The 25,265-nt window shown below is 47.1% G+C and carries 29 protein-coding genes; 15 read left to right on the forward strand and 14 right to left on the reverse strand.

All coding sequences use genetic code 11. The features are described 5' to 3' along the window. Positions 1-13: 13 nt before the first annotated feature. On the reverse strand, positions 14-334 hold the full coding sequence (locus OI18_RS19270; RefSeq protein ID WP_039142812.1) for a hypothetical protein: 321 nt from the start codon (positions 332-334) through the stop codon (positions 14-16). Positions 335-531: 197 nt separating this feature from the next. After that, positions 532-1,830, reverse strand: coding sequence for an adenosylmethionine--8-amino-7-oxononanoate transaminase (bioA, locus tag OI18_RS19275; protein ID WP_039142814.1), 1,299 nt, complete (start codon positions 1,828-1,830; stop codon positions 532-534). Between the two features lie 94 nt (positions 1,831-1,924). Between bioA and OI18_RS19280 the strand changes: the two genes are divergently transcribed. Both OI18_RS19280 and OI18_RS19285 read left to right on the forward strand, forming a co-directional pair. Further along, positions 1,925-2,497: an RNA polymerase sigma factor gene (locus tag OI18_RS19280; RefSeq protein WP_072039049.1), complete on the forward strand. Its 573-nt coding sequence runs from the start codon at positions 1,925-1,927 to the stop codon at positions 2,495-2,497. Then, positions 2,484-3,983, forward strand: coding sequence for an outer membrane beta-barrel protein (locus tag OI18_RS19285; RefSeq protein ID WP_039142815.1), 1,500 nt, complete (start codon positions 2,484-2,486; stop codon positions 3,981-3,983). Before OI18_RS19280 ends, OI18_RS19285 begins: the two co-directional genes overlap by 14 nt. Here the strand turns inward: OI18_RS19285 and queG are convergent. Then, a complete protein-coding gene (gene queG, locus OI18_RS19290) occupies positions 3,976-4,875 on the reverse strand; it encodes a tRNA epoxyqueuosine(34) reductase QueG (protein WP_052273406.1) in 900 nt (299 codons plus the stop codon). The two genes, OI18_RS19285 and queG, sit on opposite strands and share 8 nt — an antisense overlap. Before the next feature lie 310 nt (positions 4,876-5,185). Here queG and OI18_RS19295 point away from each other — a divergent pair, with 310 nt between their 5' ends. Beyond that, positions 5,186-7,219 carry a transglutaminase family protein gene (locus OI18_RS19295; RefSeq protein WP_082038054.1) on the forward strand — a complete coding sequence of 678 codons (2,034 nt, stop codon included), beginning with the start codon at positions 5,186-5,188 and terminating at the stop codon, positions 7,217-7,219. Beyond that, positions 7,216-9,123, forward strand: a complete 1,908-nt coding sequence (locus OI18_RS19300) for a DUF3857 domain-containing transglutaminase family protein (RefSeq protein ID WP_039142833.1) — start codon at positions 7,216-7,218, stop codon at positions 9,121-9,123. The genes OI18_RS19295 and OI18_RS19300 overlap by 4 nt, the downstream gene beginning before the upstream one ends. Before the next feature lies 1 nt (position 9,124). Here OI18_RS19300 and OI18_RS19305 read toward each other — a convergent pair whose 3' ends face one another. Continuing rightward, positions 9,125-10,171 carry a serine hydrolase domain-containing protein gene (locus OI18_RS19305; RefSeq protein WP_160290264.1) on the reverse strand — a complete coding sequence of 349 codons (1,047 nt, stop codon included), beginning with the start codon at positions 10,169-10,171 and terminating at the stop codon, positions 9,125-9,127. Positions 10,172-10,351: 180 nt separating this feature from the next. Between OI18_RS19305 and clpB the strand changes: the two genes are divergently transcribed. The 10 genes from clpB to OI18_RS19355 all read left to right on the forward strand — a co-directional run bounded on the left by clpB (position 10,352) and on the right by OI18_RS19355 (position 18,809). Next, positions 10,352-12,952 carry an ATP-dependent chaperone ClpB gene (clpB, locus tag OI18_RS19310; RefSeq protein WP_039142838.1) on the forward strand — a complete coding sequence of 867 codons (2,601 nt, stop codon included), beginning with the start codon at positions 10,352-10,354 and terminating at the stop codon, positions 12,950-12,952. A gap of 12 nt (positions 12,953-12,964) precedes the next feature. Then, positions 12,965-13,723, forward strand: a complete 759-nt coding sequence (locus OI18_RS19315) for an SOS response-associated peptidase (RefSeq protein ID WP_039142840.1) — start codon at positions 12,965-12,967, stop codon at positions 13,721-13,723. Then, entirely contained in the window at positions 13,720-14,220 is a 501-nt protein-coding gene (locus tag OI18_RS19320) for a YdeI/OmpD-associated family protein (protein WP_039142842.1), read from the forward strand. Before OI18_RS19315 ends, OI18_RS19320 begins: the two co-directional genes overlap by 4 nt. A 69-nt stretch (positions 14,221-14,289) precedes the next feature. After that, on the forward strand, positions 14,290-14,838 hold the full coding sequence (locus tag OI18_RS19325; protein ID WP_052273408.1) for a DsbA family protein: 549 nt from the start codon (positions 14,290-14,292) through the stop codon (positions 14,836-14,838). A gap of 21 nt (positions 14,839-14,859) precedes the next feature. After that, complete coding sequence (locus OI18_RS19330) at positions 14,860-15,564, forward strand: hypothetical protein (protein WP_039142844.1); 705 nt, start codon at positions 14,860-14,862, stop codon at positions 15,562-15,564. A gap of 33 nt (positions 15,565-15,597) precedes the next feature. Then, positions 15,598-16,296: a hypothetical protein gene (locus OI18_RS19335; RefSeq protein ID WP_039142846.1), complete on the forward strand. Its 699-nt coding sequence runs from the start codon at positions 15,598-15,600 to the stop codon at positions 16,294-16,296. Positions 16,297-16,359: 63 nt separating this feature from the next. Further along, on the forward strand, positions 16,360-16,716 hold the full coding sequence (gene queD, locus OI18_RS19340) for a 6-carboxytetrahydropterin synthase QueD (RefSeq protein ID WP_039142847.1): 357 nt from the start codon (positions 16,360-16,362) through the stop codon (positions 16,714-16,716). Positions 16,717-16,753: 37 nt separating this feature from the next. Further along, positions 16,754-17,107: a hypothetical protein gene (locus OI18_RS19345; RefSeq protein ID WP_039142848.1), complete on the forward strand. Its 354-nt coding sequence runs from the start codon at positions 16,754-16,756 to the stop codon at positions 17,105-17,107. Positions 17,108-17,210: 103 nt separating this feature from the next. Continuing rightward, a complete protein-coding gene (locus tag OI18_RS19350; protein WP_039142849.1) occupies positions 17,211-18,284 on the forward strand; it encodes a hypothetical protein in 1,074 nt (357 codons plus the stop codon). A gap of 48 nt (positions 18,285-18,332) precedes the next feature. Continuing rightward, positions 18,333-18,809, forward strand: a complete 477-nt coding sequence (locus tag OI18_RS19355; RefSeq protein ID WP_039142850.1) for a nucleoside deaminase — start codon at positions 18,333-18,335, stop codon at positions 18,807-18,809. A 4-nt stretch (positions 18,810-18,813) separates the two neighbouring features. Here OI18_RS19355 and OI18_RS19360 read toward each other — a convergent pair whose 3' ends face one another. Together OI18_RS19360 and OI18_RS19365 are read right to left on the reverse strand one after the other, a co-directional pair. Further along, on the reverse strand, positions 18,814-19,182 hold the full coding sequence (locus OI18_RS19360; RefSeq protein ID WP_039142851.1) for an anti-sigma factor: 369 nt from the start codon (positions 19,180-19,182) through the stop codon (positions 18,814-18,816). Beyond that, positions 19,179-19,757, reverse strand: a complete 579-nt coding sequence (locus tag OI18_RS19365) for an RNA polymerase sigma factor (protein ID WP_052273409.1) — start codon at positions 19,755-19,757, stop codon at positions 19,179-19,181. The genes OI18_RS19360 and OI18_RS19365 overlap by 4 nt, the downstream gene beginning before the upstream one ends. Before the next feature lie 63 nt (positions 19,758-19,820). Between OI18_RS19365 and OI18_RS19370 the strand changes: the two genes are divergently transcribed. After that, a complete protein-coding gene (locus tag OI18_RS19370; RefSeq protein ID WP_039142852.1) occupies positions 19,821-20,585 on the forward strand; it encodes a C40 family peptidase in 765 nt (254 codons plus the stop codon). Here the strand turns inward: OI18_RS19370 and OI18_RS19375 are convergent. From OI18_RS19375 to OI18_RS19405, 8 genes are all read right to left on the reverse strand, one after another. After that, a complete protein-coding gene (locus OI18_RS19375; protein WP_052273410.1) occupies positions 20,566-21,000 on the reverse strand; it encodes a TSUP family transporter in 435 nt (144 codons plus the stop codon). The genes OI18_RS19370 and OI18_RS19375 overlap by 20 nt on opposite strands. 1 nt (position 21,001) lies before the next feature. Further along, positions 21,002-21,544: an inorganic diphosphatase gene (locus OI18_RS19380; RefSeq protein WP_039142854.1), complete on the reverse strand. Its 543-nt coding sequence runs from the start codon at positions 21,542-21,544 to the stop codon at positions 21,002-21,004. A 9-nt stretch (positions 21,545-21,553) separates the two neighbouring features. Beyond that, on the reverse strand, positions 21,554-21,919 hold the full coding sequence (crcB, locus tag OI18_RS19385; RefSeq protein WP_039142856.1) for a fluoride efflux transporter CrcB: 366 nt from the start codon (positions 21,917-21,919) through the stop codon (positions 21,554-21,556). Position 21,920: 1 nt separating this feature from the next. Then, on the reverse strand, positions 21,921-22,325 hold the full coding sequence (locus OI18_RS19390) for a hypothetical protein (protein WP_039142857.1): 405 nt from the start codon (positions 22,323-22,325) through the stop codon (positions 21,921-21,923). A 68-nt stretch (positions 22,326-22,393) separates the two neighbouring features. Further along, positions 22,394-23,365 carry a PhoH family protein gene (locus tag OI18_RS19395; protein WP_039142860.1) on the reverse strand — a complete coding sequence of 324 codons (972 nt, stop codon included), beginning with the start codon at positions 23,363-23,365 and terminating at the stop codon, positions 22,394-22,396. 165 nt (positions 23,366-23,530) lie between these two features. Next, positions 23,531-23,932: an SET domain-containing protein gene (locus OI18_RS24320; RefSeq protein ID WP_205410076.1), complete on the reverse strand. Its 402-nt coding sequence runs from the start codon at positions 23,930-23,932 to the stop codon at positions 23,531-23,533. 75 nt (positions 23,933-24,007) lie between these two features. Next, positions 24,008-24,889 carry a cysteine synthase CysM gene (gene cysM / locus OI18_RS19400; protein WP_039142862.1) on the reverse strand — a complete coding sequence of 294 codons (882 nt, stop codon included), beginning with the start codon at positions 24,887-24,889 and terminating at the stop codon, positions 24,008-24,010. 48 nt (positions 24,890-24,937) lie between these two features. Then, positions 24,938-25,265: hypothetical protein (locus OI18_RS19405; RefSeq protein WP_240312803.1), on the reverse strand; the 328-nt coding region annotated here is incomplete at its 5' end.

The following is a 25,265-nucleotide window of genomic DNA, read 5'->3' on the forward strand; positions in this document are numbered from 1 at the left end:
CCCAGGGGCGGCCTTATTTTATTTCCGTAACCTCTTTTGCCTCTTGCGCCTTTTTATAGAAGTCGCGGACAAGTGCCCTGTATAACCTGTTCCGGGTAACATTCAGCCTAACCTGTTCCGCATCCCTGAGCGCCGGATCCGCAATAATCTCCCTTGCCGCATAGTTGGCCTCGGCCATAAGCAGGTTGTTTTCCTGCTGTTTTGGGCTGAGTGTGCGATTACTCATGTCCGGGTACTTACTGATTACGGTCTTATCTCCGTATTGCTTAATCACGATCTCTTTGCCAATGCCGCCGGAAAAATTTTTCAGAATGGTTGAAGAACTTCTTGCCATAAAAGGAAATATTATTCTTTTCTGAAAGATAACTAATCATATTTAATTATACCATATATCTCAGGTAATTTTTCCGGTAAACTTAGGGTCATCTTAGGCTTTTAACCCAAAGATTACCCTAGGATAACCCTAGGATGACCCCAGGATGCTTGGCACCTTTATGAAGATTCAGGCTCCTGGAAGACATATGGCAGAAATTACCTGCTTTTCAGAATGTCAAGGGTTACCGACGAAAGTTTGTCGTATTCGTCATCACTGATACAATAGGGGGGCATGAAATAAACGGTGTTCCCGAGCGGGCGCAGGTATACATTCCTGTCCATCGATTTTGTCATTACTTCCAACCCGACCTGGTTCAGGTACACGTTCTCGCCCTGGCTGATCTCAAAAGCGAGTATAGTACCAAGTGAGCGGGCGGCAGCGATCTGGTTTCCGGGAAAACTGTTTTGCAGTGTCCGGGCGAACTCCTGGTTGGCAGCTGAAATTTCCCTTACGCGCTGCATCGTGTTTTCCATTTCCATCAGGTCAAGGCTTGCCAAAGCAGCGGTACAGGCAAGCGGGTTTGCCGTAAAGGAGTGACCATGGAAAAAGGTTTTCCTTTTATCTTCTGTTACATAAGCCTGGTAGATCCTGTCGGTACAGGCTGTAACCCCAAGAGGCATTGTACCACCGGTAAGACCTTTTGAAAGGCAGATAATGTCAGGCTTCAACGAAATGTATTCACTGGCAAACAACCTGCCTGTTCTGCCGAATCCCGTCATCACTTCGTCGGCGATACAAATGATCTCCTGCTGTTGAGCTGCCTGCAGAAGCTCGTTCATGAGAACAGCGTCATACATTTTCATTCCACCGGCTCCCTGTACAAGGGGTTCATAAATGAAAGCAGCCAACTGGTCTCCATTATCCCGGATCGTGCGGATGAGTGAATCTATATTTTCTGCGGTTGGTGTGTCAATAAAAATGACCTCAAACAACAGGTCATGGAATGCCATGGTGAAAACGCTCCGGTCGCTTACAGACATTGCGCCAAAAGTGTCACCATGATAGGAATTGTTGAAGGCAAGGATCTTATTGCGTACGGCCTTGCCGTTGCCCCTGTTATCTGCCGGAGAAAGATTCCACCAGTATTGCAATGCCATTTTCAATGCCACTTCAGTTGATGTAGATCCATTATCCGAATAAAAGATCTTTGAAAATTTACCAGGCAACAGCGGCAGCAGCCGTTCTGCCAGTTCAATCGCCGGCCGGTGGGTAAACCCGGCAAAAATGATGTGTTCAAGCGTTAGCGCCTGCTGATATATTTTTTCTGCAATATATGGATGGGAGTGACCGTGGATGTTCACCCACCAGCTGCTGATGGCATCGAGGTACCTGTTGCCTCGGTCGTCGTAGAGCCAGGAACCCCGTGCTTTCTCAATAAATACGGGCCAGGGCGACTCCTTCTGGGGTGTAAAGGGATGCCAGATGTATTGCTTGTCCTTTGATAACCAGTTCATCCGCGCAAAACTATATCATGTTTATCCACCATTGGCCTTTTTTTAACTTATATGCAACGGTTAGTCATCCTACCTTGTCAGCTTATTCTGATATATGATCAATGAACACCAACTGGTGAAGGACTGCCTGAAAGGGAAGCCATCGGCACAAAAGGCGCTCTATGAGCATTTTGCTGCGCCGATGCTGGGTGTTTGTTACCGGTATACGAAGTCGATGACAGACGCGGAAGATGTACTACAGGAAGGATTTGTAAAAGTGTTTCATTACCTGGGACAGTTTCGCGGCGACGGCGACCTGGGGGCGTGGATAAGGCGGATAATGGTTACCACCGCCATCAACTACCTCAAAAAGAACAGCCGGTACCAATACGACCTGTCTTTCAGCGCCGAACAGCAGGGTTACCTGCATCCAGTATCTCCTGAAAATCCCGAAGTTAACCTCGACGCTAAACAGCTCGCAGACCTGGTTCGCCAACTACCGCCTGGTTACCAGGCCATCTTCAACCTGCATGCGATCGAAGGTTATACTCATGTAGAAATAAGTGCCATGCTTGGAATCCATGAAGGAACTTCCCGGTCACAGTACGCACGCGCCCGCAACCTGCTGATAACATGGTTGCAAAAAGAATCCGAATCAATAAAAATGTCCCACTATGCCCGGTCGTGATTTTGAAAAAGCCATGCAGGAAAAGGCGCAGCAATTGCGCCTTGACCCTTCCCCAGCCGTCTGGCAGGGAGTGGCTGAACAATTGAAGCAGCGCCGCAGAAAAAGAGGTGTCGCATGGCTGTTACTTGCAGCAGCCATTATTTCCGGTATTGCCGTTGTCTGGCTCGCACCGGAAAACATGATCCATTCCCGTGATCAGCAGAATACAATTGCCGCCGGGAAAGAAAAACAAAACCAGACCAGTCCAAACAAATTGCCTATTGAAGCCAATTCTACTCTTACCGATAAAAAAGATTCTCAAACAGAACAACCAGCTACGCCGGAAAACAATTTGAATAATGACGCAGTCACGTCCGCACCGGCACCAGCTTCTTCATTACCCAAACAGGGCTTCGCTGATAATAAATCAGCCGATAATAAATCGTCAGTAAACAAAGCTTCAGCTAACAAACCTGCCGCAACCAAACCCGTTGTGACCAGGGCGGCTGGAAAGAAAGTTACGGTAGATGAACTCACTGCGGTTACCGCTGAAGTCGCTTCCCTAAAAGCAGCCGGTAAACAGGCAGCTGGCAAAAATGTACCGGTAATAGCGAGTGACAGTTATTCTGACGCTGCAGTTGCCGTGGCACCTGGTGCTGCACAACGGGGTATCGACCCGGCTGATATCAACGGCATTGATCCATTTCACCGGCAGATTGCAGTATTACGGCCTGAAGCGAATACTGGTGACCGTCAAATCAAGGCCGGTATCGTTAAGCTTGATCCCGCCCGTAAAAAGGGCTGGTATCCATCACTTCACCTGGTACTGGGTGCAAGTTCCCTGCAGGAAGATGTGCTGAAACAATACAACACGTTTGCCAACGAATATCAGAATACCACCATGATCCCAACCGGACTGGCAGCGCCTCAGCGTCGTCCTTCCGACGTAAAGACAGGTCCGGCATTCGCGGTGGGAATGAATATCAACCGGTATTTCGGGAGTAAAATAAGCGTAGGGGCCGGCTTCCATTATGTATACATGTCGAACAGGATCGAGATCGGTTCACCGGTAGACAGTGCGTATTACGACAACCGTCAGCAACAGATGGTGACGCGTACTGCATACAATGGTTCCGGTAACAATGGAGAATCATTCCATAACCGCTATCATCTTTTGCAGGTGCCAGTAGAGTTTAACTGGAATATCGACAGGAAGGAAAAAATCAGCTGGAATGCAGGTGTTGCCATAGGTTACCTCGTAGGCAGTGATGCAATGCAGTACAACAAACAGGCAGGTGTTTATTACCGGGATAATGACGCACTCAGAAAATGGCAGGCAGGAATCTTCTCCGGTGTTCAATACAACTTCCGGGAAGTAAAAGGCATCCGTTATTCTGCAGGTCCTTTTATCCAGTATCAGCTTACTTCTCTTGAAGTGGAACATACCAATAAACACCAGTTATTGGTAGGTATTGGCGGCAGGATGCACCTGAAGAAGATCAGGTAGATTCCGGTCTCAGGAATCGCAGGTTGCGAAGGATTCCCTGGTATTTAGCCCGCTTTAAAGGGGAGTGACGGAAAATTTCCCTGAACCTGTCTTCACCCATGGCTTCCCAGTCTTCAGGGTTAAGTTCAAGGATCTCCGGAATAGGAGTAAAGGCCGGTTCATTATGTGGACGTGAGAACCGGTTCCAGGGACAAACATCCTGGCAGATATCGCATCCAAACATCCAGTCATTGAACCTTCCCTTCATTTCCCCGGGAATCAGCATCTCCTTCAGTTCGATCGTGAAGTAAGAAATACACTTGCTGCCATTGATCGTTTTATTATCCATGATTGCATCGGTAGGACAGGCATCAATGCACCTGGTACAGGTGCCGCAATAATCGCCGGCAAAAGCATCATCATATTGCAGTTCCAGGTCAGTGATCAGTGTTGCAATAAAGAAAAATGATCCTGCCTGTTTGTTGATGAGGTTGCCATTCTTGCCGATCCAGCCCAGGCCGCTTTCCCTGGCCCAGGCACGTTCAAGAACAGGCGCCGAATCCACAAAACCACGGCCATTCACGTCACCGGCAATTTCCCTGATCCGGAACAACAACTGCCTGAGTTTTTCGCGGATCACTTCATGATAATCATTCCCATACGCATATTTAGAAATATGAGGTGCTTTTTGAGACTGTTCTGTATCCGGATAGTAGTTGATCAGAAGGGTAATGACAGACTTTGCACCCGGTACAAGTCTGGACGGGTCCACCCGCAGGTCAAAGTGGTTCGCCATATACGCCATTGAACCGTGATAGTTTTTGTTCAGCCATTGTTCAAGCCGGCGCGCATCCTCATCAAGCCGCTTACTTTGCGAAATTCCGCAATGCATAAACCCCAGTTCAGCAGCCATCTGGCGGATTCGGTTAGATATATGCGTAAGTTCTTTCAATATCAGTTAGGTATTTAACAGAATATTATTATTTTGGCGGCCAATAACCTTAAACCTATGATTCGTATTGTCCAATTGCCGGCAGTACCTGTATCTTTTTCAACCGGCAGCCCTTTATGGGCGCAAGATACCACCTCTTTTACTTTTCATAAGACAAGCATTGCTGATTCTGGCCGACAGGCTCCGTCACCTGGTGCCGGCGCGGTTGCGATAGATCAACAGCAATAATTCCTCTGTAGAATAATACAATCAACCTTAAACTGGAAACAAAATGCGGTTAGGCATCAGACTGTTCTTGTTTTTTCTGGCTTGTTGCGGAGCAGTACCCTCAATGGCACAGGAAAAAGCATCATTTAAATTTGGTAAGGTCAGCGAAGCTGACTTTAATATGAAAGCGCCGGCCTTTGATACCGGGGCACATGCGGTAATAGTTGGCGATATCGGGTATTCGGCAGTTGTTCCCAATAGCGACGGTGGTTTCGGTTACGAATACACGCGTAAAATGCGGATCAAGATCCTCGATAAGACGGGCGTTGAGGCGGGCAAATTGGATATCCCATTGTACAATGCCGATGGATCAGATGGCAAGGAGGAACTGAACTCATTGAAGGCTGTTACCTATAATCTCGAAGGAGGGAAAATAGTTGGCACCGAACTTGAAAAAAAGGATGTGTTCACTGAAAAGCTCACCAAGAACTGGCAATTGAAAAAGTTTTCAATGCCGGCCATGAAAGAGGGTTCCATTGTTGAGATAAGTTTCAGTATCAAATCCGACTTTCTCTTTGAATTCCGTTCATGGGCATTCCAGGGAGGATACCCGGTATTGTGGAGCGAGTATGAAATTGAAGTCCCGGACTTTTATGATTATGTGTACCTCATGCAGGGGTATTTGCCTTTCCACATTTCAACCACTAAGGAAGTCTCCCGTACCTATCACATAAGGGGGGCAAGCCGGAGCGATGTATTGGCCGGCCAGTCGCAGGGTTTTACAGTTTCAGGAATGGCCCTTCAAAAGAGGTGGGTGGTAAAGGAGTCTCCTTCACTGAAAATGGAAAGCTTTACTACAACCCTCAATAACCATATCTCCAAAATTGAATTCCAGCTTTCTTCTTTCCGGCCACCAAACAGTGCCCCGCAAATGATCATGGAGAACTGGGCAAAAGTTTACGAGAAGCTTATGGAAAATGAGGATTTCGGTCTTCAGATACAAAAGGTTTCCGGCTCATTGGATGATCTTGTGAAACCCGTGGTAGCAAAGGCAGGCACGCCTTTGGATCGGGCAAAGCAGATCTTTGCGTATGTGCGTGATAATTACAGCTGTGTTGCCAGGCAGGGCCGGTACACCATGACGGGACTTCGTCAACTGTTGAAGACAAAAAGCGGAAACGTTGTAGATATCAACCTGTTGCTGACTGCGATGTTGAAGGCACAAAATATCGAAGTGTATCCTGTACTTCTGAGCACCCGTGACCATGGGGTAACACACCAGATCTATCCTTTGATGGGACGATTCAACTACGTGATCTGCCTGGCGGTTGTAGACGGTATGGAATTCCTGCTGGATGCAAGCTTACCGGAACTTGGATTCGGCAAACTCGATGTAAGCTGTTATAACGGTCATGCACGGGTGCTTACAAAGGATCCGGAACCAATTAACCTTGCCACCGACTCACTTTTGGAAAGAAGAGTTTCTATGGCAATACTTTCCGGAAGTGAAAAAGCTATTACAGGAACAGTGCAATCCAATTATGGCTATTTCCAGTCCATTGATGAGCGTGCACGCATCCGCAACAAAGGTGAAAAGGCAATTTTCGATGAACTCAAAACGAATTTCGGATCCGATTACGCCATTTCAAACACGCGCATAGATTCTTTAAAGTTGCTTGATGAGCCCATCAAAATAACTTATGACCTTTCTTTTAACATGGGTGAAGAAGACATTATCTACTTTAATCCCGTGCTCCAGAGATTCTATAATGAGAACCCGTTCAAATCTGCCGTGCGTCGCTACCCGGTTGAAATGCCTTACCGTCGGGATGAAACCTATATCCTGAATTTTGATCTGCCCAAGGGTTACGAGGTCGAAGAGCTTCCGAAATCAGCCAAAGTAGCGTTCAATGAAAATGAGGGCTTTTTTGAATATCTCATTACTGTACAGGAAGGAAAGTTGCAACTCCGGACGAGAGTTGTACTTAACCAGGCCAATTTCCCGGCCGAAGATTATGATTCGCTGAGGGAGTTTTTCGGTTTTGTTATCAAGAAACAGGAAGAACAGGTTGTACTCAGGAAAAAATCCGGAAAATGAAAAAGCTGATATTTTATATCCTCGCGGTAATTGCCGCAGCCGATATGGAAGCCAACGCCGCAGAATATCCTGTTGCTTCTATTTCGAAACCACTCCTGGCAAACGCAAATGTTGTTGTGCGCCTGGAAGAACAGACTGTGGAACTATACAACATAAATAAGGTAGTGGTCAGGAACCACATTGTAATGACAATCCTGAATGAAGGAGGCGACAGGCATGCTCGCTGGAGTGATTACTACTCCCGCCTGCGATCTGTTGATCACATCGACGGAACGCTCTACGATGAATATGGAAAGAAGATCAGGAGTCTTAAAAAAAGTGAGATCGTTGATCAGTCAGCAACATCGGATATCAGCCTTGCTGACGATTACCGTACCAAGTCCCACAACTTCTTTCACCGGGAGTATCCTTATACTGTGGAATATGAATGGAACACCACGAGCATCCAGACAATGTTCCTTCCCGAATGGTGGCCGGTGCCGGACCGGTCTGTGGCGGTAGAAAGCAGCATCTTTACTGTGATAGCTGACAAGGATGTTGATTACAGGGCGAAGTCCGGGAACCTATCCACGGCGGCGCAGGTGGAAGAGAACAGCAAAAAAAAGATCACCAGGTGGCAGGTCAAAAATGTTCCCGCATTAGTGCCGGAATACGCGAGTCCTAAACTGCACGACATTGCACCTTACGTGATCCTGGCACCAAATAAATTCAGGCTGGGTGAATTTGAAGGTTCCATGAATACCTGGGATGATTTCGGGAAATTCATGGTTAAGGTAAACGCAGGCAGGGATGTGCTTCCCGATGCGATTAAGCAGAAGGTGAGAAGTATTGTGCAGGGCGCTGCTGACGATCGCGAAAAGGTTGTGCGTTTATACAGGTACCTGCAAAAGAACTCACATTATATCAGTATTCAGCTGGGAATCGGTGGCTGGCAGCCTTTACCGGCCAGCTTCGTGGCGGAAAAAGGTTATGGTGATTGTAAGGCCCTTTCAAATTATATGATCGCCATGCTGAAAGAAGTTGGCATTAAAGCGAATTATGTGATCATCAGGGCGGGTGAAAATGAAATGGACCTGTCAATTGATTTTCCATATAAGAATTCAAATCATGCTATATGTGCCGTGCCGCTGGCGAAGGATACGATGTGGCTGGAATGTACCAGCCAGATCACTGACCCTGGCTATATGGGAAGTTTTACCGGCAACCGGCACGCATTAATGGTTACAGACCAGGGTGGCAGGGTAGTACGCACGCCTTACTATTCTAAATGGGAAAATACCATCGGCAGCAATGTGAATGCCGTTATGGACGTGAATGGAAGTCTTGCAATAAGCGCAGTAAACCGATACCAGGCTTGTGCATCTGATGACAAGAAGTACTTCATGCACAGTTATTCCCGCGAAGAGCAATTGAAAGTGCTGAAAAAATACATAGATATTCCCCATTACGACGTCACTGATTTCAGCTATGAAGACTCTTACGGAAAACTACCTGTTATAACTGAGAAAATTTCAATCTCCGCACCCGGATATGCACAACTCACAGGCAAGCGTTTATTTGTAGTTCCCAATATCATGAACAAATGGGACACTAAACTACATGTTGATACTGCCAGGGTTTATGATATTGACCTGAGCGAAGAAAAGGTAGAATCTGATTCTGTGATTATTGAGATACCAGCAGGATACAGGCCGGAAAGCTTGCCGAAGCCTGCCGATTTTAAAACGCCATATGGATCGTATCAATCCATAGCCACCTGTGCCGGAAACAAGATCACCTACGTCCGTAAATTAGAAATCAATAAAGGACGTTTTCCTGCAAAGGACTATCAGTCACTCGTAAAGTTCTACGAAGACATTTATAAGGCAGACCGCGCGAAAGTGGTATTGGTAAAGTCAGAATAAGTTATGGAATGTTTTGCTCGATCAGGGTGCGGATTTCTTCAAACATCACGCGCTTCTGATCGGGCATTTCTCCTTTTGTAAACACAATGGCTGAATAACCTTTTGCCAGGTTAATCCATGGCCAGGTGCCGCTGATACCGGGACAGTTTACCAATGCTGCATTTCCGGCATTGTCCTTCTCCTGGATCCAGCAACCGAGTCCATACGAATTGCCCTGCGACAACGGAGAGGTATAGGTGATCTTTGCGGTGCCGGTCTGCATTTTCATCATTTCAGCAACGGCCTGCTCACTTAATATTTGCTTACCGTTGTACATTCCCTTGTTCTGCAGCATCACCAGGAACTTGATATAATCTTCGGACGTTGATAAGGCACCGGATGATGGATTTTCACCGGTAAGCCCATCGCCGGCAAAGGAAGTGCGGCGTAAACCAAGCGGCCTGGCAATTCTTTCCCTCATGAGCCGGTCGAAATTTCTTTTACTTACCACTTCCGCAACTCTGCCGGCAATATTAGGCCCCATGTTGCCATAATAAAACTGCGTACCCTGTTTGCCCATCATATTCCTGTCTTTCGCGAAGCTGTTCACTTCCTCTTCCAGTGTCCCGAATTTCTTCTTTTTGAGTACAGTGCGGAAAGTGGGCGGGTCGGCTTCAATAGATGTGGTATGGGCAAGACATTGCCGCAGCGTAATATATCCTTTGCTGTAACTTTGGTAAATGGGAAGGTAATCGCCCAGCTTATCGTCCAGTGCAAGTTTACCTTCATCGACAAACGTCATGAGCAGGGCAGCTGTGAGCCACTGGCTGGCGGCACCGATAGGTTCCTGGCTCATTACTTTCATTTCCCCGAACTCCTGCCGGTAAACTTCTTTACCGTCCTTATGAACAATTACGACAAAATCATTACCCAGGTCTTTTTTGTATCGCTGTAAGCCATCGGTGATGGCGGGGATATCGATCCCCTTTTGTTTTTTAACCTGGGAAAAGGCGGGAATAAACAGGATGACAAGTAACAGGGTACTAACGGTGTTCATCAGGTTACGCATAAGCTTGGCTTTACTGCCTAAATTTAATGTCCTCATGTTGTATGTACTGCAAATATTTCATAAAAACTGTTGGCGCACTGCATTTGAGTCATGAATTCTAATTAAAAGATGACATTATTGCCGGAAAACCGGGGCTGGTTTATGGTTTGATGTCTATTAGAAACCTTTTTATATCCAATTATGAACCTGAATAATTTTACAGTTAAGGCTGCAGAGGTCGTTCAGCAATCACAACAGATTGCTTTCAACCAGCAGCACCAGAATATAGAGACCGAGCACCTCCTGAAAGCATTGCTCGATCAGCAGGATTCTCCAGTAGAATACCTGCTTAAAAAGAATGCAGTAAACGTATCCCAGCTGGAATCCCAGCTGGAGCCTTTGTTGCAGAAATTGCCCAAAGCCCAGGGCGGGGAGCCTGCCCAATCCATCAGCCGCGACGCCAACAATACGGTTCTGCGGGCAGGTGCTGTACTCAAGACTTTCGGGGATGAATTTGTGACCCCCGAACACCTGCTGCTTGCCCTGGAGCAGGGTAACGACAGCACCGCAAAATTGCTGAAGGACGCCGGCCTTACCGAAAAGGGCCTGGTCACTGCGATCAAGGACCTGCGAAAGGGTAGCTCAATAACCTCGCAGACCCAGGAAACCCAGTTCAATGTATTGAGTAAATATGCACGCAACCTCAACGAAGCAGCCCGCGACGGAAAACTGGATCCGGTAATCGGGCGGGATGAGGAGATCAGGCGCACCTTGCATATCCTTTCCCGGCGCAGTAAGAACAACCCGATACTCGTGGGTGAACCGGGCGTAGGTAAAACTGCGATTGCAGAAGGCCTGGCCATGAGAATCGTGAACGGGGATGTTCCTGAAAACCTGAAGAGTAAGATCATCTTCGCGCTCGATATGGGGCAATTGATTGCAGGTGCCAAGTATAAGGGTGAGTTTGAAGAGAGGTTGAAGGGCGTGGTTACTGAAGTAAGTAAAAGCGAAGGCGAAATCATTCTCTTTATCGATGAGATACACACACTTATTGGTGCCGGTGGCGGTGAAGGAGCGATGGATGCGGCCAACATCCTTAAGCCTGCACTCGCCCGCGGTGAACTGCGCGCAATCGGCGCAACCACACTGAATGAATACCAGAAGTACTTTGAAAAAGATAAGGCACTCGAACGCCGTTTCCAGAAAGTAATGATTGACGAACCCTCGGTTGAAGATGCGATTTCTATCCTCCGGGGAATAAAAGACCGGTATGAAACCCACCACCATGTCCGGATCAAGGATGAAGCCATCATTGCAGCCGTTGAGTTATCGCACCGGTATATTACCGACAGGTTCCTTCCGGATAAAGCGATTGACCTGATCGATGAGAGTGCGGCAAAACTCCGGCTGGAAATGAACTCGATGCCTGAAGAACTTGACAGGCTGGAAAGGCAGATCCGCCAGCTGGAAATTGAACGCGAAGCGATCAAGCGCGAAAACGATGAACAACGGCTTCGCGACCTGAACATCGACATCAGTAACCTTAGTGTTGAACGCGACACTTTGAAAGCAAAATGGCAGCAGGAAAAAGATCTTGTTGAAAGATTGCAATCAGCCAAGGCAAACATTGAAGAACTGAAACTCGAGGCTGAAAGAGCGGAAAGAAACGGTGACTACGGACGCGTGGCGGAGATCAGGTACGGAAAAGTACAGGAGCAGGAAAAACTGCTTGCTGAATACACTGCCGAGCTGCAGGCATTCAGTGCACAGGGAAGCAGGTTGATGAAGGAGGAAGTGGATGCGGAAGACATTGCCGAAGCCATTGCGAAGGCAACCGGTATTCCCGTATCGAGGATGCTGCAGAGTGAGAAAGAAAAATTGCTTCACCTGGAACAACACCTGCATGAAAGGGTAATCGGGCAGGATGAAGCCATAACCGCTGTTGCCGATGCCATCCGCCGGAGCAGGGCTGGATTGAGCGATCCGCGCCGGCCTATCGGTTCATTTATTTTCCTGGGCACTACCGGAGTAGGTAAAACCGAACTTGCCAAAGCATTGGCAGAATACCTGTTCGATGATGACCATATGATGACAAGGATCGACATGAGCGAATACCAGGAAAAACATACCGTTTCACGCCTGGTTGGTGCGCCTCCCGGCTATGTCGGCTATGATGAAGGCGGCCAGCTTACTGAAGCAGTGAGGAGAAAGCCTTATAGTGTTGTGCTCCTCGACGAGATCGAAAAAGCACACCCTGATGTGTGGAATATCATGCTGCAGGTGCTTGATGACGGTAGACTTACCGATAACAAAGGGAGGGTAGTGGATTTTAAGAATACGATCATCATAATGACCAGCAACATCGGAAGCCATATAATCCAGGCAAACTTTGAAGATGTTACGGAAAAGAACAAGGAAGAAGTTGTTGATAAAACGAGGGTCGAAGTAATGGAGCTGCTGAAGCAGACCATCAGGCCGGAATTCCTCAACCGTGTGGATGAGATCATCATGTTCCAGCCATTGTTGCGGAACGATATCAAGAGCATTGTTACGATCCAGCTGAAGCACCTCGAAGACCTTGTTGAAAAGAACGGGATCAATCTCGATTTTACGGATTATGCCATCGATTACCTTGCGGAGAACGGTTTTGATCCTGTGTTCGGTGCGCGGCCATTGAAACGCCTGATCCAGAAAGAGATTGTAAATACATTGAGTAAGCGCATACTCATGGGCGATGTGGATAAGAACAAACCAGTATTGGTAGATGTGTTTGATGGCGTGGTAGTATTCAGAAATGAATAATTACATTTAGGCATGTGTTATTTTAACCGGCTTATTGTTCCAGTCAGCCATGCTTTCGACATTGGCGACTACCGCCTTCACCTCCCGGACCAGCTTGCGTGGGAGAACCCGATGAGAAGTGGTTTTGAATATGGCGACTGGCCGATCATTGTCTGGTCGGCCATGGACCGCCGGCCTGTGATGCAGATAGCACATTGGGAGTTCCTGTCACCCTGGTCGAGAACAAGGCAGGCGCTGGAAGCATCGCGCGAAAAGTACAACACCCTGAACGCCGTAGGTGAGAACATGCTTGAATCGAGGTTGTACAAGGATGCAGCCTTGAAAAGAAGGTGCCTCGTGCCCTCATCCGGGTTTTTTGAATGGAGGCATTGGAAGCCGAAGGGCGCAAAAAAAGACCTGGCCTTTCCTTACTTCATTTACCTTCCGGACCGACCGGTTTTTTATATCGCTGGCATCTGGCAGTCGTGGACCGACCAGGAGACCGGCGAAATGCTGACCGGTTTTGCCATCGTTACAACAGCCGCCAATGAATTGATGGAACAGGTGCATAATAAAAAAAAGCGGATGCCACTGATCCTCGATGAAAGACTGGCCCTGGAATGGATCAGTCCCGGTGCGTCACCCGATCGGATAAACGAAATGGTAAGAACAGGATACGAAGCGCAGAAAATGAAAGCATATACTATTCAGAAAGATTTCCGCACGGCCCTGGATCCTGTACTTGCACAGGAATACCCGGACCTCCCGGAACTGGTCAATTTATGTTCATGATCAGGTATACTACCATTATAAAGAAGTTTGACGAGCAGGGGGAGAAAACAGGATGGACCTATATCGAAGTACCGGAAGCCATCGCAGGAGAACTGAACCCCGGTGTCAGGAAATCGTACCGGGTAAAGGGCAGGCTGGATGAAACCCCGATTGAGGGAATGGCACTGATACCAATGGGAGAGGGCAATTTTATTCTTCCCCTTAAGGCTGACATCCGCAGAAAGTTGCATAAAAAGAAGGGTGATCAGTTGAAAATCAGCCTGTTATTGGATAAAAAAGAATATGAAATCAATGCTGACCTGGTTGCATGCCTCGAAGACGACCCCGACGCTTATACGACTTTTCATAAACTCGCACCGTCGCACCAGCGCTATTTCAGCAAGTGGATAGAATCAGCCAAAACGCAGCCGACCCGGGAAAAGAGAATTGCGCTCGCTGTTGCAGCCCTCGCAAAAGGCTGGGGTTTCGGGGAAATGATCAGGGCCCAGGCCGGGTGAACAATCAAATGGGCATTTTGTTATTAATTGCCACGACCAGAACAACTATACAAAAAAAAGGAGTAAAGTATGGCCAACCCCAACAAACTGGAAATCATTGAACCACGAACCGTTTGGATTGGTGAGGAAAAAGCGCCGGTGACCATTGTCATGTACGGCGACTATGAAAGTGAGGCCTGTGCCAGGGCGCAGGAAGTTATTGATCAGGTGTTAAAACAGCAGGGAACGGCCGTGAGGTTCCAGTTCCGGCATTTTCCACTGACCAGGATCCACCAGTTTGCCCATAAGGCAGCAGAGGCAGCCGTAGCAGCTGTTCAGGAAGGTAAGTTCTGGGAGATGCACCACCTGTTGTTCGCAAACCGGAAAAGACTGGGATCCATAAGCCTGAAAAGTTATGCGATCGAAGCCGGGGTGAAAGACAAGAATTTCATTCCGAAACTTGTGGATTCGGTATATGGCTGGACCGTAAGGGCAGATTTGCTCGAAGGGGTTGATAAAGGGGTACGGGACGTGCCTGCGATCTTTATCAATGACCAGTTGTACAGCGGTAAAATAACGCTGCCTTCGCTGACAAAGGCGATCCAGGAATTAATTCCTGTAAAGCGGAAAAGGGCCTGAAAATTCCCTTAAATTAAGGGTATGAAAACCCCAGCGCTTCTCATACTATTTTGCATATCCTGCCTGCACTCCCGCGGGCAGGTAGTTGTCCAGAATAATTTAAACAGCAGTTCGGTAATAGAGGCCTATGACCTTAAGGGAAGGCCTATAGCAAACAGGGCTGCTGAAATTGAAGGAACGCCCTACTGCACCGAAAACTGGGGAAGGGGAACAGTAATATTTGCCACTGGTGAGCGGGCAGATGCGATCGAACTGAATTTCAACCAGCTTGACAATACCCCCTTGTTTAAAAAAGGCGGCGAAATCTTCAGTTTTGTTCACCCGGTAAAGGAGATTCGTTTCCGGGTCGAGGAAAACGGCAGGCAAAAAGATTTTATGTTTCGCAACAGTTATCCAGAAGCGGGTTCCAAATCTACACCCGCCACTTATTACCAGGTTTTGACCGAAGGGAATAAATACCATTTGCTTTCACTGGTATCAAAGCGCGTGGGAGAGGTGTTTGTTCATCCGGGTAAATCGGATAAGGTATACCAGCAGGAAAAAAGCTGGTTTATTTACGATGTAGCCCGGAACCAGATGCTGCATGTGCCGGCTGGAAAAAGGGGTATGGAGGAGTTCCTTGCTGTTTCGCCAAATGAAATTAAATCCTATCTTAATGGCCACAAAGGGTTCAATGTAAAAGAGGAAAATGACCTTGTGAGTATGGTGTCTGCCTTGAATCTTTGATTAACAGTTTCACCAACCAACAAATTTTACTCCTTGAAAAAAGTCTTTGTTTTCCTCGCATTCTCAGCCATTACCAGTGCTCTTCATTCCCAGGTGTATCATACCAACATCAACGGCAGCAAACTAGTGGAAGCCTACGACCGCGAAGGCAGGGGCCTGATCTGGAAGGGGAATGACATAATTGGATCTCCTTTCGTCAGTGAATCCTGGGGTAACGGTACAATCACGTTTGCTGATGGCCAGGTAGCCGAGATCTCTGAACTGAATTTTGATATGTATATCAATAAGCCACTGTTCAGGAAGCTGAATGAAGAACAGGTATTTATGGATCCGGTAAAAGAGATCAGGTTTGCCGGCAAATTGAATGGTCATGACAGGGCTTTTCATCTGCGCAACGGTTATGGACCTGCCGGAAATTCGTCGGAAAAAACATACTACGAAGTATTAATGGAAGGCCCGAACTTTCACCTGCTTAAATATTCACGTAAGTCCGTGTTTGAAGAAATGGTGAATATTGGCAAGACCGCAAAATCATTTAAGGTGGAAGAGGATCTGATGCTGTATCATGTTACGGCCAATACGATCATTAAAGTACCAAAGTCAAAAAAGGATTTCCAGGCGGAAACGGTTAATTTTTCATCCAGGATCACAACTTACCTGGAATCCCACAAGAACTTCAGCCCCAAGAAAGAATCTGATATGATGGAACTGGTGGCGGCCCTCAACAAGTAACCTTACTGGCAGGCCCAATCTTCAGCAGACAATCGTACCTTTGCAATCTTATTTTTCAGAAGTATGTTGTTGTTTAAGGAGTTTACGTTTGATTCGGCTCATTTCCTGCCTAATGTTCCGGAGGGGCACAAATGCAAGGAAATGCATGGTCATACATACCGGCTTAGGGTATGGCTGGAAGGACCATTACACCCCGAATTGGGCTGGGTAATGGATTTCGCCGACCTGAAACGCGTGGTGAAACCGGTAGTTGCAAGTCTCGATCATAAATGCCTGAATAATTTAGTGGGACTGGAAAACCCAACCTGTGAACGAATTGCAGTGTATATCTGGGACCAGATTAAACCACACCTTTCCCTGCTGACCAAAGTGGAGCTGCATGAAACACCGACTTCCGGCGTCATATATGACGGTAAGTGATTATGCGTAACTTTAGGTATAGCCTAAAACTTACGTCATGAACAACGATCAATCCGGAAAATCAGGCAACAAGTCTGCAGAAGAAAAATTTTCCGCCACCTGGGACAAGGTCGGGGATAAAGCTGAGGAATTATGGAAACAGTTTCAGGCTAAGACTGGTTTCAGTGATGAGAAAATTGAAGAGCTGAAGCAAAAGGCAAGTGAAAAAATCGACGAACTAAAAGGGGAAATGGATACCTGGGATGATGAAGCAAAAACAACCTGGGAGGAATTGAAAACCAAGGCTGGCGGGTGGTGGACTAAACTCCGCGATTCGCTTGAGCCGGAAAAGAAAGGGGCGGCAGGAAAAGCAGGGCAGGGAACAGACGATGCCGAAACCGGGCATGCATGACCGAAGAAAAAAGTGTTAAAATAAAATCCAGGCATTTACGTTTTGGAAGGGTAATTGCATATGTAAAATAATTCCAGAATATCCTGTGACTAAATAGTAGTTTATGAAAATCAAGTACCTGATGAACTGGGTAATGACCGTACCCGTTATGTTCACAATTGTATCCTGCGGAAATGCCTATTCGGAAAAGAATGCCGCAGCAACTGTAGTTGCAAAGGCCGACACATCCTCAGATGGGCTCGCGGCCGCCGCTGAAGCCGCAACTGCATCAACACCGGCAAGTCCTGTACTCCCGGCACCTGATACAGCTGCTTTCAACAAAGTTCTGACACATATTACGAATGGAGACAGTTCAGGCCGCTGGCCCGTTAAAACGGATATTCCTGCAGCCGGAGCTATTCTTCCATATAAAAGAATCATCGCATATTACGGAAACCTGTACAGCACACGTATGGGAATCCTGGGAGAGCTTCCGCCGGCACAAATGCTTGGCCGGTTAAAAGAGGAAGTAAAAAAATGGGAAACAGCTGATCCCCAGATGCCCGTTCAGCCTGCATTGCATTATATCGCAGTAACTGCCCAGGGAAGTCCGGGTAAAGGTGGCAAGTACCGCCTCCGCATGCCATTCCACCAGATCGATTCGGTTTTAAATATGGCGAAGAAGATTGACGCGATCGTGTTCCTCGATATCCAGGTTGGACTCAGTAACCTGCAGGAAGAAATTCCGCAGCTGGAAAAATACCTGGCAATGCCCAATGTTCACCTCGGAATTGATCCCGAGTTCTCCATGAAGGGTGGCCAGGCGCCAGGCAAGGTTATCGGAACATTTGATGCAGCCGATATCAACTATGCTTCCGACTACCTTACAAACCTTGTTAAAAAGAATAACCTGCCTGCAAAAGTGCTGGTAGTACACCGCTTCACAAGGCCAATGGTTACCAATACCCCACAAATCAAAACGCGTCCTGAAGTGCAGGTGGTGATGCATATGGATGGTTGGGGAGCACCTGCAAGGAAACTGAATACATACAGGCAATTTGTTTCAAAGGACCCTGTTGAATATACCGGCTTCAAGGTGTTTTACAAGAACGACCTCAAGGAAACTCCAGGCAGGTTGATGACCGCTGATGAACTTGTAAAGCTGAAGCCGATGCCAATCTATATTCAGTACCAGTAATCGCCGCAGCCTTTGTAACTTTCCTGTTGTGAAGTAAACTGAGCAATTATGAACAGTCAACAACAGGCATTTCTACGCCTGGCCATTGAAGAGGCCAGGAAAGGTATGAATGAGGGACAGGGCGGACCTTTTGGTTGTGTAATCGTCAAGGATGGGAAGGTGTTGGTGGCAACGCACAATAAGGTGTTATCCACCAACGACCCCACGGCTCATGCCGAGGTGGTAGCCATTCGTGAGGCTTGCTCTCTTCTTAAAGATTTTCAGCTTACCGGGTGTGAAATATATGCTTCCTGCGAACCATGTCCCATGTGCATGGGCGCAATTTACTGGGCAAGGCCAGCAGTGGTGTATTATGCAGCATCCCGCCAGGACGCTGCAGCAGCAGGATTTGACGATTCCATGATCTATGAGGAGTTGAATGTATCCTTCCTGGACAGGGTAATCCCTTTTCATTTTCATCCTGCAAGTGAAGCGACGTCGGTGTTTACGGAATGGATTGACAGGGAAACCAGGACTCCATATTAGGGTACTAATTTCCCGATCCGCCGGCGAGTATTCTTATCATCACAAATGCAATGATGATAAAGAGCAGGATAAATACAATCGCGGTATAAGTCCAATGTTTGTCCTTCCAGTAACGGTTATCCCTGCGTTGCTTTTTCTGTTGCAGGTACTGTTTTAATTCGCGGTTCAATTGTACTACATAGTCCTGGAGCTGATCCTGGTTGCCGAATTGCTGTAAGCCTTCGATTGCGTCGGCCGCGAACTGGTTTTCCTCAAGCCATTCTTCAACTGCATGCTGGTCGGCATTGGATAACCTGCCGCTGATATAATCCATCAGCAACTGGTTGTCGATATCCTTATTGCTGTTGGCCAATATGTTTAACAGGTTGTTCATTTGATCTTATCATTTTGTTGCTGCCGCCGCAGGATCAAAAGTTTCAGGTTCCGCTTTCCATTCTGAATGAAACTCTTTACCTGCAGCAGGCTGTATCCCGTCTCCTCTGCGATCTGCTGGTAGCTTTTCTTTTCCAGGTAGAATAAAGTTACACATTGCTGCTGTTCCGGGCTAAGTGATTTAAGTGAGTCATGCATCCAGTCGAGCAGCTGGTCTTTCTCCCTGATTGATTGCAAAACATCATCAGCTTCCTGTATCAGCACCTGTTCATTCAATTCAACGGGAACTTTGTTCTTGTCGCGGAATTGCATCAGGCAATGATTTTTGGCAATCATGTACAGCCAGCTTTTGAAGTAGTCTACACGGTATTTCTCCAGTTCAGTGATCGCTTTTAAAAATATCTGTTGAACTGCATCACGGGCAGCCTCTTCGTTCTTCAGGTACTTCATGCAAACACCAAGTAACAACAAGGTGTAGCGTTGGAGCAGTATTCCCAGCCATTCTTTATTCCTGTCGGCATAGAACCTGTTAAGTAATTCCTGTTCCGTGATATGGGATTGCCTGTCTGTATTCACCGGGACAATTTATCATTTATTTATAAGATGCATATACCCTGTTTATTCCATAATTTGGCAGCTATGTCTGATAAGATATTTATTCCCGTGGTTGCCGTTTGTCCTGTCCGCGAGTTGGCTGATCACCGTAGTGAAATGACAAGCCAGCTGTTGCTGGGTGAACAGGTACATGTGCTGGATACGTCAAACGAACAATGGCTCCAGGTAAGAAGCCTTCATGATGGTTACGAAGGATGGTGTCAGCGGATCCAGCTTGAAGAAGTAAAAGGCGAAGTGCCGGAAATAAAAGGTTACTTCAGTGGTGCAAATGGCATGGCTAACGTAAACGGACAGCCGATGCAGGTGTTTACGGGTACGCCGGTGTACAACGCACCAGTGATGGCAGGTGTTTTCAAGATTTCATTTACCGGGCTGCTTCACAGGTCAGCCAGTGACCTGGCGGATCGGCAGGAAGTACTGAGAGCGGCTGCTTTCCAATACCTCAATGCTTCGTATGTCTGGGGTGGAAGAACATCTGCAGGCATCGATTGCAGCGGGTTCGCACAGATGGTTTACCGCCAGCTGGATGTTCACCTGCAGCGTGATGCCTGGCTCCAGGCCAGGGAAGGGGAATCGATAGGTTTTTTGCAGGAAGCGCGTTGCGGTGACCTGGCGTTCTTTGATGAGCCGGATGGCAGGATTTCACACGTGGGGATCTTGTTCAATGACCGGGAGATCATTCATGCAAGCGGGAAGGTGAGGGTGGATGACATTGATCATGCCGGGATCTTAAGTCGTGACCAGGGCAAAAGAACCCACCGCCTTCGTCTTATCCGCCGCTATTTTTAACGAACAGGCTTTTGATCCAGCCTGCGAGCATTGAGTCCCACCCAAGTAATTTGAACGCTGTATAAAAGAGAATCAGGGCAAAGATCTTCTTCATCAGCACTGTATCAATGCGTGCCGCGATCTTGCCACCAAATAAACCGCCGAAGACGAATCCCAGTGCCAGGAATCCAATCACCCGGAAGTCGATCGGGTGACCTGAGTCGCGGCAGAATTTGTAATACTGGAGAAACGCGAGTATTACAACAGGCAGCGCGAGTACGCCTAACGACGTACCCTGCGCCTGGTGCTGGTCATATTTGAAAAAGTAGATAAGTGCAGGTACGAGGATAATACCACCGCCAACACCCACAAGTCCGCTGAGCACACCTGCCGCGATACCAATGATGATGATGGTGATTACCTCGGAAGTGCCCATGTTATTTCTGGAAGTTTTCCTTGTAGAAGTTGATGCCGTCCTGGATGATCTTAAGGGCAGTTGCCTTATCCTGGAATTCGTTTACGATAACAGTCTTGTTTTCCAGTTTTTTGTATTCTTCGAAGAAGTGCCTCAGTTCATCAAAGAAGTGTTTGGGAAGTTCTTCAATGTTATTGTAGTAGTTCACACTCGGATCGTTTGCAGCAACTGCGATGATCTTGTCATCTGCATCACCGCTGTCGATCATCCGCATAACTCCGATGACCTTAGCTTCCATGAGACACAATGCCTGAACCGACTGCGAAGTAATTACCAGGATATCCAGGGGGTCTTTATCATCACCGTAAGTTTTCGGAATGAAGCCATAGTTGCAAGGGTAGTAGAAGGAGGAGTAAATGATCCGGTCCAGTTTCAATAACCCGCTCTCCTTATCAATTTCATATTTAGCCCTGGAGCCTTGAGGAATTTCAATAACTGCATTAACAATACGGGGCGACTGATCGCCTGTTGGCACTGCATGCCAGGGATGTGATACCGTTAACATATCAATCAATTAATTTTTTGTGAGAATAAATCCAAATGCTGTTGCGCCAATACCCAACAGCAAAGTGGCTGCAATATACAACAGGGCGGTGGAGTAGTTGCCATTTTGAATCAATTGCCAGTTTTCCGCGCTGAAAGCCGAAAAGGTGGTAAAGCCACCGCATAGACCTGTAGCCAGGAGGAGACGCAGCGATTCATCCTGGCTGCTGTTGGTAGAATAACAACCAAGGATGATCCCGATTGCAAACGATCCGGCAAGGTTCACCAAAAGAGTTGCAGAAGGGAATGATGCAGATCTGACCAGCTGGCTCATGCCATACCGCAACAGGGAACCCGTCATTCCGCCAATTGCGACCAGCAGGTAGTTTTTAAGCATGTCAATGAATTTCTTTCAGGTCAACCAGCCACTCACCATCTTTTCGTACGATCTTAACCGTGGTGGTATCTTTTGATTTATAGGTGTTTGAATAAGTGAAATTTACTGTAGAATCATCCAGCTTGTCAACCTTAACGGTAAGTATGTTGGCCTGGCGGTAGTTCGTTCTTTCTTCCGGACTCAGTTTGTTGTACACATCATATTTCCATTTATCGAAGATCATCTGGTTGGTGGAATCCTGCAACAGGTAAAAATTCGCTTTTTTCATGTTGCCGTCAAGGGATGCCCGGATGAATTCCCGGCCGGCGTCCATAGCATCTTCTGCTTTGGTATAGTTCTCATTTCCGGAGCAAGCAGCAAAGGAGAGGGACAAACTTAAGAGGCAGATGCCGGCTGTATATTTCATGATTGCAAACTTAAATAAAAAAGGCGTCGGGCATACCCGGCGCCTAATTCTTAACGGCTACGAATTAGTTAAGGAGCATGTTGTTCTTTCTCCTTCTCGCGGTCATAAGCCCTGATAATAGCCTTAACCAGGCGGTGTCTGACCACGTCTTCCTCATCAAGAACTATATGGGCAATGCCATCTATGTTCCTGAGGATGCGCGTAGCTTTTTCAAGCCCGCTTTTTTGGTTTTTCGGCAAATCAACCTGGGTGAGATCGCCTGTAATGATTGCCTTTGCATTGGCACCAATACGGGTCAGGAACATTTTCAACTGCAGGTCAGTCGCGTTCTGTGCTTCATCAAGAATGATGAAGGCATTGTCCAATGTCCGGCCTCGCATGTATGCCAGCGGGGCGATCTCAATGGTACGATTACTCATGTAGTACCCGAGCTTGTCGGCTGGTATCATGTCATCCAGCGCATCGTATAATGGGCGTAAGTAAGGGTCAATCTTTTCCTTCAGATCACCAGGGAGAAAGCCCAGGCTTTCGCCTGCTTCAACAGCCGGGCGGGTAAGGATGATCTTTTTAACGAGTTTATTTTTAAGAGCCCTGACTGCAAGTGCAACTGCAGTGTACGTTTTACCGGTACCAGCTGGTCCGATCGCAAAAAGGATGTCGTTTTTATCGATACCTCCAACCATCCTTTTCTGGTTGGCAGTCCTTGCCCGAACAGTTTTGCCGTTGGGTCCGAATACCAGGATGTCGTTCGGATTCCGTTCAACAAAGTTGTCGATGGTTTCTGCATCATCACCACCCAGGATCTGTTCAAAATAATTTTCACTCATATGTCCGTTCCGCTCCAGGTATTGCACGATCAGGTCAATCTTTTCCTTCGCACTGTCAACCTGTTCAGGCGCACCACTTAACTTGATCTGTGTTCCGCGGGAGAGGATTTTTAAAAGGGGAAACTTTTTCTTCAGTATATCCAGTTTGCCGTTGTTTACTCCAAAAAATTCAATGGGGTTAACGGTTTCGAGGTTGATTATTTTTTCTGTCAATTCGCTTCAGTTTAATGTTCACAAATGTTACCAACTTCAATCGGCGAATCAGTTACGCCTGTCTTCAATAGGTACTTACCAAATATAATTCTCCACATGAATTATAACAAAGTTACTTATGCACAAGTTGTGGATATTGTTAATATTCTGGACCTGGTTTTAGTTCTATAAAGAACCCCTGCAACATGACTCTCCGCAATTGCATAACAACTTTCCATCGTGATGTGTTTCACCATAATTACAGGTAAGCTCTTCACCTTTCCGGATTCGCCGCAGTGTATAGAATTCTACCTTGCCATAACAGCATCGCATAAAAATATTGGGCCTGCAGGAGTGATTGACATAACGCAGTTCATTCGAATGTACAGACGCATCGAGAGCACGTCCATCGCCAAACTCCACCATGGCTAACCGCTTTTGAAGTTTGACACGTTTTCTTGCCTCACGCACACTGATAGTTTCACCTTCCAGCTCACCTATTTTTCGATGCGTGGGAATTGTTTGTGCTGCAAAGCAACCTTTGCCGTCGATCCTGCTTTTTTTTATGGAGAGTGTGAAGAGAAGCAAAAGAAAGTGAATGAGTGGATGAGTGAATGAGTGATTAAGTCAACAGGAAGATTGGTACATCAATGGAACCTGGGTTTAGCCAAAAAGGTCAGAGCTGAGGTAACGATCGCCGCGATCACAGATGATGCAGACTATTGTTCCACCCGACAGCTCACGTGACAGCTGAACAGCTGCATGCACCGCACCACCGCTGCTCATTCCGCAAAAGATGGCTTCTTCGCGTGCGAGCCGGTTCGACATAATCCGCGCGTCATTTTCTGAAACTTCCATCACCCTGTCAACACGACTGCGTTCAAAGATTTTGGGGAGATAGGCAACAGGCCATTTCCTGATGCCAGGGATCTTTGATCCGTCGGTCGGCTGGCAACCAATGATCTGGATCTCTGTATTCTTTTCTTTCATGAACCTGGAAACGCCCATGATCGTACCCGTTGTACCCATTGCGGATACGAAGTGAGTGATTTTTCCTTCCGTGTCGCGCCAGATCTCCGGTCCTGTAGTCCGGTAATGCATGAGGTAATTGTCGGGGTTGGCAAATTGATTCAACATCAGGAAGCCGCCCTGCTGCACCTTTTCAGTGGCATAATCGATCGCACCTTCCATTGATTTTTCCCGTGGGGTGAGTACAACCTTTGCGCCAAACGCCTCCATGCTTCGAACGCGTTCCCGGGTGGCATCTTCGGGCATGACCAACTCAATTTCTACCCCGAACAGGCTGGCGATCATTGCCAGCGCAATGCCGGTGTTGCCACTTGTGGCTTCGATCAGTTTCATGCCCGGACGTAATTCTCCCCGGTCCAGTGCGCCTTTGATCATTCCATAGGCCGCCCGGTCCTTGACACTTCCACCCGGATTGTTTCCTTCTAGTTTTGCGAAAATGGTTACTGAGGGATTGACTGTAACATTCTTCAGTTCTACGATTGGGGTATTTCCAACGAGGTCAAGAATTCCGGCCATAAAGTCGTATTAGCATTTTCTTATGGCCGAAAGTTATTACAGTTCCGATTAATAAACATTAAAACTTTGACCGTTCAGCTCCTCATTGATCATATCACTCATCAACTTCTCCTGCTGCTGAACCCATGCCGGTAATGGTTGCGGAATGATCTGCCAGTCGCTGTCATGTCTTCTCATCCGGAACATAATACGGTTGCCCCTGTCATCTACCACATCAACCGAAAAAAGAGTCTCCTGGAGTAAAATCATTTTTCTGAAATTAAACTCACGGAGCCGTCCTTCTGCCTTGATCAGGCGTGTAAACTGAATGTTTTTCACGAATTGTATCTGCTGCATATTAATTTCAATAAACATGTAATAAGTAGCAATTCCCGTG

The sequence above is a fragment of the Flavihumibacter solisilvae genome, assembly GCF_000814475.1.
Classification (GTDB): domain Bacteria; phylum Bacteroidota; class Bacteroidia; order Chitinophagales; family Chitinophagaceae; genus Flavihumibacter; species Flavihumibacter solisilvae.